12 protein-coding genes are annotated in these 13,231 nt (G+C 60.1%); 2 read left to right on the forward strand and 10 right to left on the reverse strand.

Going from position 1 to position 13,231, the window contains the following annotated elements; translation table 11 throughout:
• The first annotated feature begins 166 nt into the window (after positions 1-166).
• Entirely contained in the window at positions 167-1,015 is an 849-nt protein-coding gene (locus MWH26_RS17605) for a DUF4382 domain-containing protein (RefSeq protein WP_247975300.1), read from the forward strand.
• Between the two features lie 82 nt (positions 1,016-1,097).
• On the opposite strand, the gene MWH26_RS17610 is transcribed toward MWH26_RS17605, so the two are convergent.
• The 8 genes from MWH26_RS17610 to fumC form a co-directional block, all read right to left on the reverse strand.
• On the reverse strand, positions 1,098-4,559 hold the full coding sequence (locus tag MWH26_RS17610) for an Ig-like domain-containing protein (RefSeq protein ID WP_247975301.1): 3,462 nt from the start codon (positions 4,557-4,559) through the stop codon (positions 1,098-1,100).
• 404 nt (positions 4,560-4,963) lie between these two features.
• Positions 4,964-5,587 carry a thioredoxin family protein gene (locus MWH26_RS17615; protein WP_247975302.1) on the reverse strand — a complete coding sequence of 208 codons (624 nt, stop codon included), beginning with the start codon at positions 5,585-5,587 and terminating at the stop codon, positions 4,964-4,966.
• 103 nt (positions 5,588-5,690) lie between these two features.
• Positions 5,691-6,194: a DinB family protein gene (locus tag MWH26_RS17620; protein ID WP_247975303.1), complete on the reverse strand. Its 504-nt coding sequence runs from the start codon at positions 6,192-6,194 to the stop codon at positions 5,691-5,693.
• Between the two features lie 100 nt (positions 6,195-6,294).
• Entirely contained in the window at positions 6,295-6,762 is a 468-nt protein-coding gene (locus tag MWH26_RS17625; protein ID WP_244698548.1) for a DUF6970 domain-containing protein, read from the reverse strand.
• A 112-nt stretch (positions 6,763-6,874) separates the two neighbouring features.
• Positions 6,875-7,282, reverse strand: coding sequence for a diacylglycerol kinase family protein (locus MWH26_RS17630; RefSeq protein ID WP_247975304.1), 408 nt, complete (start codon positions 7,280-7,282; stop codon positions 6,875-6,877).
• Positions 7,275-7,871, reverse strand: a complete 597-nt coding sequence (locus MWH26_RS17635) for a GNAT family N-acetyltransferase (RefSeq protein WP_244698560.1) — start codon at positions 7,869-7,871, stop codon at positions 7,275-7,277. The genes MWH26_RS17630 and MWH26_RS17635 overlap by 8 nt, the downstream gene beginning before the upstream one ends.
• Before the next feature lie 86 nt (positions 7,872-7,957).
• Positions 7,958-9,016, reverse strand: a complete 1,059-nt coding sequence (locus tag MWH26_RS17640; protein ID WP_247975305.1) for a DHH family phosphoesterase — start codon at positions 9,014-9,016, stop codon at positions 7,958-7,960.
• Between the two features lie 137 nt (positions 9,017-9,153).
• A complete protein-coding gene (fumC, locus tag MWH26_RS17645; RefSeq protein WP_247975306.1) occupies positions 9,154-10,560 on the reverse strand; it encodes a class II fumarate hydratase in 1,407 nt (468 codons plus the stop codon).
• A gap of 185 nt (positions 10,561-10,745) precedes the next feature.
• On the opposite strand from fumC, the gene MWH26_RS17650 reads away from it, so the two are divergent.
• A complete protein-coding gene (locus MWH26_RS17650) occupies positions 10,746-11,042 on the forward strand; it encodes a hypothetical protein (RefSeq protein WP_247975307.1) in 297 nt (98 codons plus the stop codon).
• A gap of 181 nt (positions 11,043-11,223) precedes the next feature.
• Here the strand turns inward: MWH26_RS17650 and MWH26_RS17655 are convergent, their stop codons facing one another.
• Together MWH26_RS17655 and MWH26_RS17660 are read right to left on the reverse strand one after the other, a co-directional pair.
• Positions 11,224-12,588: a TonB family protein gene (locus tag MWH26_RS17655; protein ID WP_247975308.1), complete on the reverse strand. Its 1,365-nt coding sequence runs from the start codon at positions 12,586-12,588 to the stop codon at positions 11,224-11,226.
• Complete coding sequence (locus MWH26_RS17660; RefSeq protein WP_247975309.1) at positions 12,575-13,210, reverse strand: RNA polymerase sigma factor; 636 nt, start codon at positions 13,208-13,210, stop codon at positions 12,575-12,577. The genes MWH26_RS17655 and MWH26_RS17660 overlap by 14 nt, the downstream gene beginning before the upstream one ends.
• Positions 13,211-13,231: the final 21 nt, after the last annotated feature.

Consider the following 13,231-nt stretch of genomic DNA (forward strand, 5'->3'; position numbering starts at 1 on the left):
AAACGCTTTAGAGAGTAAGCGGAAGGTTTCTAGCACAAAATCTAGACGGTAGAACTTCTTTTATTTCAGGAAAGGCAAAAGTTGGCTAACTTCTTGCCCGAACGTCGCCGTCAGAGCTCCGTAGTAGGCTGACTTTCCCGTTTTCGTTTCCCACAACCACTCATTCATGCAATTCGCTCGTTTACTACCCCTTGCCTTGCTAGCCCCTCTGGCCCTCGCCAGCTGCAGCAACGACAATGACTCCTCAGACTCAGCCAACTCCGCCAAGCTGGAAGTACGGCTGATGGACGCCCCCGGCGACTTCCGCACAGTGGTGCTGGACGTGCAGAAAATTGAGGTTCATCTGAAAGAAGAGAAGGACCCGGCCGTATATCAGCTGCTACCCTTCAAGGCCCAGACGATTAACGTGTTGGACTACGTGAACGGCAAGTCGGCCTTGCTGGTCAGCACCGATTTCACCCCTGGCGACTTATCGGAAATTCGGCTGCAGCTCGGCCCGGACAGCTACGTGATTGGGCGCGACGGCCAGCGCTACGACCTGAAAACGCCCAGCGGCCAGACTTCTGGGGTAAAGCTCAAGCTGGATAAAGCCTCCCTGCAGGCCCGGCAGACCTTCCAGCTCCTGCTGGACTTTGATGTGGCCAAATCTATTGTGGAGCGCGGCAACTGGAAGCCCGGCAACGACAAAAAGGAGCGTTACTTGCTCAAGCCCGTTATTCGGGTAGTGGCCCAGGACATTGCCGGCGGCTTGCGCGGTACCGTAACACCCGCCGCGGCTCTGCCCCAGGTGCTGGCCATCCGCTCGTCCATCACCGTACCCGATACGTTCAGCACGGCCGCCGATGCTTCGGGCGCGTTTCAGCTTAGCGGCATTCCTTCGGGTACTTACCGGGTAGAGTTCTTCCCGACAACCACCGCGCCTACCGGCCAGCCCGCTTACCGGGTAGTTACCCGCACGGGCATTACGGTTACCAATAACCAAGTGAGCGAGCTAGGCCAGACCACGCTCAACTAATTGCCCTACTTACGTTTATATGTAACAAAAAAGCCCTGGCTGCATAGCCAGGGCTTTTTTGTGGTGGAGAAAAGCCGGTAATCTACTGCTTCACGATGCGCTGGATAAAGCGGGTGTTAGCCCCCCGCACCACCACCACCGTGTAGAAGCCAGCGGGCCAGCTGCTTACAGCCAGCGGCCATATCTGCCCGCCGCCCAGCGTAGCGCTGTACACTTGGCGGCCCGTGGCATCCGTTACAACTACCTGGTAAGCCGCAGTAGGCAGTGCCAGCAGGTTCAGGCTAGCTTCAGAGCTGAACGGGTTGGGCGTTACCGCTACCACAAAGGAGCCACCAGCTGCAAGCGTAACCGTGCGCACCTGGCTGTAAGCTGATTCCCCGGTCACGTCTACTTGCTTGAGGCGGTAGTAGAGTAGGGCCGCAGCTCCGGGAGTCGGGAGGGCCGCATCGGTGAAGCGGTAGGTAGCACCGGTGGCCGAGGTGCCCAGCCCCCGCACCTGCCCAATGCGCTGAAACTGCTTGCCATCTAGGCTGCGCTCCACCTCAAACCGGTCGTTGTCCAGCTCGGCGGCAGTGGTCCAGGTAAGCTGAGCAGTAGTGCCGGTAAGTTGAGTTGTGAAGCTGAGCATTTTAACGGGTAGAGGCCCGGCCACTGGTACCACGTAGGTAGCTAGGTTGGAGGTACCACCCAGGTTATCAGTAGCGTAGTAAGTAAAGGAATACTGGCCGGTTTCAGTTTTCGGGGGAGCATAAGCCAGTTCACTAGCCTGCTCAGGCCGGATGGTTTGCCCCGGCGAAACCGCTACTCCGTTCAGCGTTAGGGCGCCTCTGGAGGGTAGGTTGGCAATGGTATAGGAGGCAATCCAGCCGTCGGCATCCGTCGACTCCAGGGCGCTAAGCGGAGTGGAATTGGTGGTGTTGCGCATGCCCTGGGCCCACTTGTCCTTGGCCACCGGCATTTCATTCCCGATTGGAATGGTGTAAATGGCCGTGTTAGACGTATTACCTTGGTTATCAACAGCGTAGTAGTTGAAGGTAACCGGACCGGCATACGCACCCGACGGATCAAAGGCGAGCTGGCCTAATTGGGCGGGCTGCACTTCCAGCGGAACCGTCGTGACGGGCGTGCCGCTTAGCAGCAGCGTACCGGCCTGCTGGTTCGGCACCGTCACAACCATGTACTTCACAATGGTACCGTCGCCGTCGGTTGCTACTAGCGGCTTGAGGGTAGTAGCCGCAGCCGTATTCGGAATGGCCGGAGCCATCAGGACGTTGGCCGCCAGCGGGGCCGTGTTGCCAACCGGAATGGTGTAAGTAGCCGTGTTGCTGGTGGAGCCAATGTTGTCGGTGGCCAGGAAAGTGAACGTGACGTTACCGTTCACGGCGCCGCTGGGGTCGAAAGTGAGGCGCTTGTTATCATCGGGCGTCACTACCTGGTTGAGCGTGGCAGCTACCCCGTTCACGTACAGCGTGCCGGCCGCGGGCAGCGGCAGGGCCGTAATGGTGAACGAGGCAATGGTGCCGTCGGGGTCCGTGGCGTCCATGGGGGCCAGAGCTGTAGCGGTGGCCGTAGCCGCCAGAGGAGTTGCGGCCGTGTTGTTGGCTACGGGCACGGCGTTGCAGGTACCGAAGTACAGGTCGTCAATCCCAATGTCGTTGCCTTGCAAATCCAGGGTCAGGTTGCGAATTTCGAAGGTAGCCGTGGTGCTATTGCCGGAATACCACACGTCGGAGTACTGCACCCACTGGTCCGGCGACTCCGGCACCGTGATAGTCCCCGAAGTCGACTCGCCATTGATGACGAAGCCCACAATCGGGTCGGCAATGTTCATGCTCGCCGGAATCAGGTTGTTGAAGAAGGCCGAGAAGGTGTAGTAGCGGTTGGGCTGAACCTTGAACGTTTGGGTGTAGAGCGTCCGGATGGCAGAGGTAGCGTTGATCATCAGGAAGTTATCGGCGGCGCCCCCGCGGCCATTGCCCCGGAACGTGCCATGATACTTGCTGGCATCGGGGCCAATGGCATAGGTGTTTTCCGGGGTCAGCTCCGTTGCTACGGCCGCATCGTCGGCCTTGTACTCGTAGTTGGTGTTAAAGCCGACGTTGCCATTCGTGAAGCCCGGGTTCACCAGCTGGTTTGGGCCGGTGGCGGCAATGCACTGCACGGCCGGGTCATATACATTCAGGTGCACCGTGGCAGTAGCGCACTGCGGAGTACCCGTTTTGTCGCAGGCCCTGTACACGAAACTATCCTGCCCCAGGAAGCCAGCAGTAGGCGTGTAGGTGTAGGAGCCGTTGGCATTCAACGCCAGGCTGCCGTTTTTCACGCCCGTTACCAGGGCCACCGTGAAGCCCGTGTTCTGCGGATCGGTATCGTTCAGAATCACGTTGCCCGACACAGTCATGCCCTTTTCTACCTCATTGCTGTCATCGAAGGCAGAGGTAACATTGTTGACGATAACGCGAATGGCGGCCTGGTTTGATGTCAGCCCCAGGTTGTCCTCCACAGTATAAGTAATGGTGCTGGTGCCGGCGTAGTCTAGCACGGGCGTAAAGGAAACGATGCCCTGGGCCGACACCGTAAATTTCCCCTGGTTCGCCATCGTACGCTCCTGCTGAATACCTGCCAGATCAGGGTTCAGGTCCACGGTAGTCGCCAGAATGGAGCCGTCGGCGTCGGTGTCATTGGTGAGCACCGAAATGGTAGCAATGCCGTTGCGGGCAATGATTACCGCGGGGTCATTGACAGCCACCGGGGGTACGTTGGCCACCGGAATAGTATAGGTAGCAGGGGCCGACTCCAGCCCGTCGTTGTTGGTAGCGGTGTAAGTAAAGGTGAATTCCCCCGACTTATTTCCGGCCGGGTCGAACTGTAGCTGGGCTGCTTCGGCTACCGAGAGCGTACGCGACACGGTGCCGATGGCGGTTGTGTTCAGATACAAGGTGCCGTTGCTGGGCAGACTCTTGAGTGTGTAGCCGCTGAGCGTGTTGCCCGCGGCCACACTACCCACCAAACCCGCAATAGGCGTAGCAGCGGCGCTGCTGGGCATGAGTGCTGCCCGCACGTTGCTGGCCGTAGGAGGGCTGCTCACCGTTACCGTGAGCGTGGCCTCGTTGGAGGTGCCGTCGCCGAGCCCCGCGGTAACGTCGCGCACCGTATACCGGATGGACGTCTGGAATCTGGTGCTGGGCTTGGGGTGCGTAGGCAGCGTGAAAGTAACAACCCCGGAGCTGCTCACTGAAAACAAGCCGCCGTTACTACCGGCAATATTGGTCGTACCGGCGGTTGCTCCGATAAGCCTTACGGTTGCGGGGTCAATGGCGTCGCTGCCAAGGCCCAGGCCTCCGCGAGTATCGTTTGCCAGAATGTTAATGGTTGCTGATGTAGCCGTAATCACCACTACGGCAGCATCATTATTTGCTACTGGCGCCGCGGCCCAAGTAGTAGCGGGCAGCGCCAATAACATTCCTAGCAGCCCCCCTACCCTCCGAATCGGAACCTGGCTTGCCCACTTCGCGGGGAGTGCATTGCGGAAATGTGTTTTCATAGAAAGTAGTAAAAAGAAAAGAGCCAATTGCGCCTGACTTACCCACAGGTGAGTAAGCCAGCAAAACAAATTTAACGCACATTATATGACTTTTCCATTTTTACCACTTCACCAACCTGTACGGTTCAGCTACGACTAAAACCTATTAATAGCCTAAATCATAAACTTAATCCGCTTGTTTTCCCTAACAGGGAAGTGCATTTCAATATGAATCAAAAAAAGGCACCGTTTTTCTAAGTGTGGGAATTCGGAGACTATGCCGATATCGACTTGTTCATTATAAATTGTACTATATTTATACGTGTTAAAAAATAAAAAATCAGTTCTGCTACCTATATCGCCCCGTTTTACCAGAGCGGATAGGTAACAAAACTGATTTCTGCAGTGGCGTAGCTGGGCTGCGTTTAGCTCATTTCATTAATCAAGCGAAGCAGTTCTTGCTGGGTGTGGTGCGTTTTGTCCTTGGCATACCAGCCGTGCAGCTTTTCGGCAAATTCCTCATGCGTAGCGCCGGCTGCCTTCATGGCCTGAAACAGCTCCTGCGCCGCCGCGGGCCGGGGGCCCCACTGCGCTACCTCATGCAGGGTATCTGCCCGCAGCACAATGAGCTTGGGAATTGACCGGCCCCCGTTGGTCAGGTAACGGTCCATGAGGTCCAGGTTTTCGTCGCGCAGCAAGTAGTGGGTAGTGATGCGGCCCTGGCTAGCCTGGGCTATTTTTTCCAGCACGGGCACAATTTGGGCCGCGTCGCCGCACCAGCCTTCAGTCAGGACCAGCCACACATAGCGCTGCTGTAACCCTTGCACCGCAGCCAGCAGCTCCGGCTGCACCTGCACCTGCTTGTCGAGGCGCTCCATGCGCTGGATATTGAGCTGGGCGTAGGCAGTCAGGGCCTCCGATTGAGTAGTACCCGTGGTTTTACCCTCGGCCATGAGGGTAGTAATCAGTTGGCGATAAGCACTATAGGAGTAAGCTCGGGCCAGGTGCTCAGGACTCAGGACCGGGGAAGGTGAGGCGGAAGTCGTCATGGAAACGATGGGGTAGGAAGCCGGATGATAGTACAACGAAAAACCCTTCCGCGAGGTGGCGAACCGCCTGCGGAAGGGTTTAACAAGGAAACGCAAAGGGAAGTTACAGGCTGGGCACGTCGGCCGCCTGCGCCTTAGCCGACAATTCGCGGCAGTAGGTAATAAAGTCGGTGTTAATGGGCTCCAGACCGGCGGCGCGCAGCTCCTTGGCTACCTGGGCGCGGTGGTAGTTGCCGTGCACGGGCACGTGGGTCAGGATGTCGGATACTTGGCTGGTGTAGCCCTCCCCGATGGAGTTGGTGTAGGTAATTAGGCGCTGCATTTCCGTGTCATCGGCCTGAATGCCGTACTGATGAAAACGCTCGGAAGTTTGCTCGTGCCAGTGGTGCAGGGTGGCCAGGTCGTGCTCCTGCCACACTTTCACGGGGCTGGGCGCGTTGGTCATGCGGCCAAGCCAGATGGCCTGGGCATTCAGCACGTGGCTAAACAGGCGCAGGGCTCCGGCGGGAATGGTGGCGCCTTCGGCCACGAGGCCGTCGAGGTGGCGCAGCAGGGTAGCATTTGCCCACACGGTGTAGGCGCCCAGCTTTTCAATGGTGTTGATCATGATAAAAGAAAGGTGAGAAATCTGGGGAATGCGCGGAAGGTGGAAGGAGTACCAAAGCCGTGAGTGAAACTCATTGTTTCAGCCTCTCACCACTTCGCCGCTATCGGGGGTCTTGCCACACCAGCCGTTCTTCGGTTCGGTTTTTCACAAAGTCGGGGCACTTGCCGTCGCCTTTGCCCGTGAGCCCACCGTCGGGGTGGCAGAGCAACTTGCCATCGGCGGCGTAGAGGTTGGTGAACTGGTCGCAGCAGGGGCTGCTCTCGTAGTACACCGTGGCCCCATCAAGCTGGTAGCTATAAATATGAATGGGCGGATTCTGCTTTTCGGCGTTGCTGTGCTGCTGAATCCGGTCGGCCAGCCACTTCGGACGCTTGGTAGCGTCGAATACCGCATCGGGGCGAGGGGTAGGCTCAATGGTATTGGCGCTGGTAGGTGCGGGAGTTGACACGCTCCCGGCCAGCCCGGTCTGGGGAGCATCGGTGGGCGTCGTGACGGCCACGTTGCGCTGGCAGGCCGCGGTATGGAGCAGCACAGCCAGGGTAGGAATCAGAAGCAGGGAAGAGCGCATGAGCAAGGCAAGAGGTAGAACTTCCCCGCGCCCGAGGGCTAAAGGGGCGGCAAATATGCACACAAAGCTTGGTTACGCAGGTGGCCGCCAGTGGTTCTGCTCTCTCCTAGGGTTACCAGCTCAGCAAGTCCCAGACCCGCGGCCCAAAAATCAGCAAGCCCACGGCCAGCGCGGCTATAGCCATCACCAGCACGGCCCCGGCCGCTACGTCCTTGGCCCGCCCAGCCAGCGGGTGGTAGTCCGGCGACACCAAGTTTACGACTGCTTCAATGGCTGTATTCACTAGTTCGGCGCACCACACCGCGCCCACGGCCAAGGCCACCACCGCCCACTCCCACCGTTCCAGCCCGAAGTACAACCCCAACCCAATAACTAGTACCGTAGCGGCCGCATGAAACCACAGGTGCACCTCGGTTTGCAGGGCAGCCCACACGCCCCGGAAGGCATAGCCAAAGCTGGCGGCCCGCTGGCGCACCAGGGCCGCCAGCCGGCGCGGAGGTGGGGGCGTGGGCTCAACCACGGGCGTCGAACTCCTGAAATACGGTTTGGCGCAGTTGGTCCCACTCGGGCTTCAGAATGCTGAAGTACACGGAGTCGCGCCGGCGGCCGCTTTGGGTAACCATGTGGCTGCGCAGAATGCCCTCCTCCGTGGCGCCCATGCGGCGCATAGCCTCCCGTGACTTTTGGTTCAGGGCGTCGGCTTTCAGCTCTACCCGCTCGCAGCCCAGCTCTCCGAAAGCGTATTTCAGCAGCAGATGCTTGGCGGCCCGATTCAGGCCGGTGCGCTGAAAGTCCTTGCCCAGCCAGGTCCAGCCAATTTCCAGCCGCTTGTCGGCCAACGCAAAGCTCCCGTAGCTGGTGCTACCTACCACGCGCCCAGTAGCGCGGTCGATGATGGCAAAGGGGTAGCGGATGCCCTGGGCCCGGTCCTGCGCCGCCTTGGTTAAGTAAGCCGCCAGCCCCACGGCATCAACCGGGTAAGGAATGGAGCTGAACTGCCACAGCTCCGGGTCGAAAATAACTCGTTTTAAATCCTCGAAATCAGTGGCTTCGAGGGGGCGCAGGCGGACGCGGCTATTTTCCAGGGTAATGCAGCGGGCGAAATCCATGGGCAGATTGGGCAGGAAGTTGCGTCAAAGATAAAGCAGAGTTTCACGCGGCCGCCTTATATCCTTCCCCGGATTCCTATACGGCCTCAATAGCCCAGCCCGCGCAACAACACGGCATAGTCGGCGGCGGAAAGGTGGCCGCCGCTGGCCTGGGGGTGACCGTGGGCGAAGTTGGCGGGCGGGGTAGCGCCGACCCTAGCAAAAGCGGCCCGCAGCAGGTCCGGAATATGCAGGTTGCCGGCCGCCCGCCCGGATATAGCCACCATGCCATTGGGCAGGTAGCCCAGGTTGGCGCACAGCACTACCCTGTCTGACAGCCGCGTAATCCACTGCTGGGCAATCAGGGGATGAATCTGGCAGGGCGAGTTGATGGTGACGATGGCCACGGGTGCGGCATCGGGGCCTTTGGGCGGAAACTTCGGGGGTAGCTTGCGGGCCGCGGCTAAGGCGGCAGCTACTTCGGCCCGGTAACCCGCTAGCACTTCATCCTGGGCCAGGCCGCGGGGGTTGTCGTCGCGGAGGAGGTAGCGCAGGGGCCGGTCCAGGTCGAATTCGCCGGCCCGGCGGGCGGCGTTGCACATGGCTACGGCTTCCTTCAGCCACTTGGCGGTGTGCTGCTTCTTGACAGCGGCCAGCGGGGCCCAGGCGGCTTGGTCGCCGAGGTCCGACAGCACACCAATAGCCGCTACCCACTGTAAGTCAGCCATATCGGCTTCGGCGGCCAGCAGCTCGTAAGCCAGCCAGGCCGAGCAGGGCACCGGCTCCAAGCCGTACCCGGTTAGCGCGGTACCGCCAGCCGGTGGCTCACCTTCCGGAATGTGGTGGTCGACGTAGAGCACGGGCACGCCGTGGGGTTCCAGGGTGCCGTGGGCATGCACACCAAGGTCCGTGACAATCAGAGCATCCGGCTTCAGAGCCAGCAGCCGCTCGTGGGCACCAGGCGTCAGGAAGGCGTTTTCGCCCTTGCCGGAAGGCACTACCTCCACCTGCCAGCTCGGGTTGATGCGGTTCAAGCCGCGCCCGAAGAGCGCCCCGGCGGCTAGGCCATCAGCATCGAAATGACAGAACACCACCACGCGGCCGCCGGCCGGAACCTGGTCCAGAAAGGCTCGGAAGGGCGCCACAAACTGCGGATAAGCGGGCATAGAAACGGGCAGCCCGCATGGTAGCCGGCTGCCCGTTGTTCGTAAAGCAGGATGCTAGGGTTGTAGCGCGCAGCTGAGACTACGGTTAGAAAACTAACTCCCTCCTTATCCAAGGAGGGGAGCTAGTTTTCTAGCTTTTACTTCTTGATTTCGCCGACCATGTCCTCGGGCTTGAGCCACTCGTTGAACTGCTCCTCGGTGAGGTAGCCGAGCTGGAGGGCGGTTTCCTTGAGGGTCGAGCCGTTTTTGTGGGCCGTCTGGGCAATTTCGGCGGCTTTGTAGTAGCCGATGTGAGGGTTCAGGGCCGTTACCAGCATCAGGCTGCTGTCTACGTGCTTCTTGATGTTGGCTTCCAGGGGCTCGATACCGGCGGCGCACTTGTCGTTGAACGACACGCACACGTCGCCGATGAGGCGGGCCGAGTGCAGGAAGTTGTAGATCATCAGGGGCTTGAACACGTTCAGCTCGAAGTGGCCGTTCATGCCGCCGATGTTGATAGCTACGTCGTTACCCATCACCTGGGCCGCTACCATGGTCATGGCCTCCGACTGGGTGGGATTCACCTTGCCGGGCATGATGCTGGAGCCGGGCTCATTGTCGGGGATGTGCAGCTCGCCGATGCCAGCGCGCGGGCCCGAAGCCAGCAGGCGGATGTCGTTGGCAATCTTCATCAGGCTGGCAGCCACGGTTTTCAGGGCACCGTGGGCTTCCACAATGGCGTCGTGAGCGGCCAGGGCCTCAAACTTGTTTTCGGCCGTGATGAAGGGTAGGCCGGTGAGGTCGGCAATGTGCTTGGCCACGTTTTCGGAGTAGCCGGGAGGCGTGTTGATGCCCGTGCCCACAGCCGTGCCGCCCAAGGCCAGCTCCGAAAGGTGAGCCAGCGTGTTTTTGATGGCGCGCAGGCCGTGGTCGAGCTGGGACACGTAGCCGCTGAACTCCTGCCCTACCGTGAGCGGGGTAGCATCCATAAGGTGGGTGCGGCCGATTTTCACGATGTGCATGAACTGCTCCGACTTCGCCTTCAGCGTGTCGCGCAGCTTCTCAATACCGGGTATGGTCTTCTCTACCAGAATTTTATAGGCCGCAATGTGCATGGCCGTCGGGAAGGTATCGTTCGAGCTCTGCGACTTGTTTACGTCGTCGTTGGGGGCCAGAAACTTCTTCTCGTCGGAAAGCTGACCGCCGTTCAGGACGTGGCCGCGGTAGGCCACTACCTCGTTCACATTCATGTTGCTCTGAGTGCCCGAGCCGGTTTGCCACACCACCAAGGGGAACTCCTGATCCAGCTTGCCTTCCAGAATTTCGTCGCAGACGCGGCCGATCAGCTCCGCTTTTTCGGCCGAAAGGATGCCGGCGTCGCGGTTGGTAAGGGCGGCGGCTTTCTTCAGGTAGGCAAAGGCGCGGATGATTTCCTTGGGCATCTTGTTGATGTCCTGGGCAATCTGGAAGTTATCGATGGAGCGCTGGGTTTGGGCGCCGAAGTAGGCGTCGGCCGGCACCTGCACGGTGCCCATGGTGTCTTTCTCGGTGCGAAACTGAGTCATGCTTCTAGTGGGTGAGAAGAGAATAAGGTGACAAGAAAGCGCGCGGCAAGCCGGCACGCCGCAAAAGTACGCAACGGCGTACGGCCCCGCACCGCTACCCCAAAATTCTGCCCCAGGTTCGCCCGGCTGCCTGCCCGCTGCCTACGTATAGGATAGCTCAAGCATCTTACTAGCTACTCTACGTCATGAAAAAGACCTTCGAATCTGAATCCGACGCCCTGTCCGTACAGTCCGAAACACCTACCACGGCCCAGCCTTCCGCCGTAACGCCACCCGCCCAGGAAAACACGGCCCCTACGCCCCCTTCAGCCTCCACCGCCAGCACCAGCTCTAACAGCGACGAAACCCCAGTACCCGTAGCTGGCAACGGTGCCCCCGACTACAGCCAGGTGGAAATAAAAACCGAACCCGACCTGCCCCGCGAAGTAACGCCCGGCGGTAGCGCCACCGAGCCCGAAAGCGGCGGCGGCTATAGTGGGTAGAGAGAATTGACAAGGTGTCATGGCGAGGCGGTAGCCGAAGCCATCCTTCCTCTCATTTGTGACACACCGCCTAACGTGACAAGCCCTTGACGCTACTATCCGTCAAGGGCTTGTCACGTTTTAGGAGTAGGGCGTTGGTCAGGACGGATGGCTTCGGTGCCCTCGCCATGACCAGTATACTTTACCGCTGCTCAATCTTAAAGGGCACGGTGATTTCGACGGTGCGGGCGGTGCGGCGGCCGTTCTGGATGGCGGGAAACCAGGCGGGCCCTTCCTGCAACAGCCGGATGGCTTCGGCGTCGCACTCCTCAGACAGCTTCTTGACTACTTTAATGTCTGATACTTTGCCATCAACGCCTACCACAAAGCGCAGCTTTACGTTGCCTTCCTGCCGAGCTTCCAGGGCTTTTTCGGGGTAGTCGAGGCTGTCGCGCAGGTACTTTTTGAGGCTAGTGTAGCCCCCGGCCGGCATGGCCCCCACCGACATAGGCGCGGGCGGCGCATCGCGGCGCACTACGACTACCTCACTCAGGGCACTAGAACTGGGCGAAAGGGCCAAGGCCAGCGTGGAGTCGGAAGGGCGCAGGGCGCGGGTTTGGGCGGTGTAACCGATGGAGCTAATCGTGAGCTGCTCGGTAGCAGTAGGCACTTGCAGGGAGAAAGACCCATCGAAATTGGTAACGACTCCCTGCTGCGTGCCAGGCACCAGTACCGTGGCACCGGGTAGGGGAACGCCAACGGCGTCCGTCACGCGCCCCTGGATAGTACGCAGATTCTGCGGTAAGAGCGGAGCTGAAGCTGAACCTTCCGCAACACGCCTTTTGGCTTTAACCGCCAGGGAGGCTGCAGCTACATCGGCAGTAACCGGTGGCTGCACTGAATCTGCGGAGGCTGCCATTGCAGCTACAACGTAGGCATCAGGTGGTGCACCCCCACTGTGCACCTGTTCCATGGGCTCACCCATTGCCGGCCCATCGGCCAGCACCGAGCGCGCCGAATAAGACGGACGCCTTGCCGCCAGCTGCCGACGGCGCAACGACGAAGCTGGCGCAACTGACGATACGGTTGCTATAGCAGAGGAAGCAGACACGGCCGGCTCTGCAGTGCGTAATGGCGCGGGTGCGGGAGTGGTAGAGGCAGATGCAATAACTTCTGCAGCGGGCTTGGCGGCTATAGTAGCTCTGTTCTGTAAACGATTGGCAGTCAACCATACCAAGGCAGCACCTATTGTACATAGCAGCACCGCCGCGGCCGCTAGCTGTTGCCAGGCCCAACCCAGGGGCGGCTTGGGCTTCGAACCCATAGCTAATTCTTCTACGCGGGCATGCAGGCGCTGGCGCAGGTCAGCCAGACTAGTATCGGTAACGGCGGCGGGCTGCAGCGCCAGGCCCTCCAGCACGTCGGCGCAGTGGGGGCAGGTACTGGTATGGGCTTCTACGCGGTGCTGCTCCAAGGGCTCCAGTGTTCCGGCCACGTAGCGGCGCAGCACTTCCAGCGGCAGGTGCCGGGAAGCGGTGGGCTCAGAAGCAGCATTAGGGAGAAGCATTGGAAGCAGCAGTGGTTTCGAGGTAGCGGCGCAGGTTGCGCTTGCCGTTTTGGAGGTGACTTTTAACCGCGTTCAGGTCGAAGCCCGTGAGGTCGGCAATGTCGCGGTAGCATTTCTTTTCGAGGTAAAACAGCTCCAGGCATTGTCGTTGGCCGGGAGGTAGTTCAGCCAGGGCGTGTTCTAGCTGTTGGAGCTGCTGTTCGTGGAGGTCGGCTTCGGTGGGGTCATCATCTGCCAGATGCCGGGCCGCGGCCAATTCCATACCGGCGGCATCGGGAAAGTGGACCACCAGCGCCCCACCCGCTGCGGGGCCCGCCCGCTGCCGGGCCCGCAGCACCATCAGGCAATGGTTGCGGGCGGTGGCGTGCAGCCAGGGCGCGAAGTTCTCTACCTCGTGCTGGCGCAACTTACTTACCAATTGCTCAAAGAGTTGCATTACGGCGTCCTTGGCATCTTCCTCGTCGCGGAGGTAGCGCCGACAGATGGCCAGCACCTGGGTCATGTGCCGGTCGTAGAGCGCGCCTACATCGTGCACGTCGCCCTGGGCGTGGTAGCGCCGAAGCAGCTCCGCATCGGAGAGCTCGGCAGCAGGCGCAGGACGGCGGGAGCGACGAAAGAACATACCAGGGCGAAAGGCTAGAAC

The organism is Hymenobacter sublimis, assembly GCF_023101345.1.
GTDB classification, from domain to species: domain Bacteria; phylum Bacteroidota; class Bacteroidia; order Cytophagales; family Hymenobacteraceae; genus Hymenobacter; species Hymenobacter sublimis.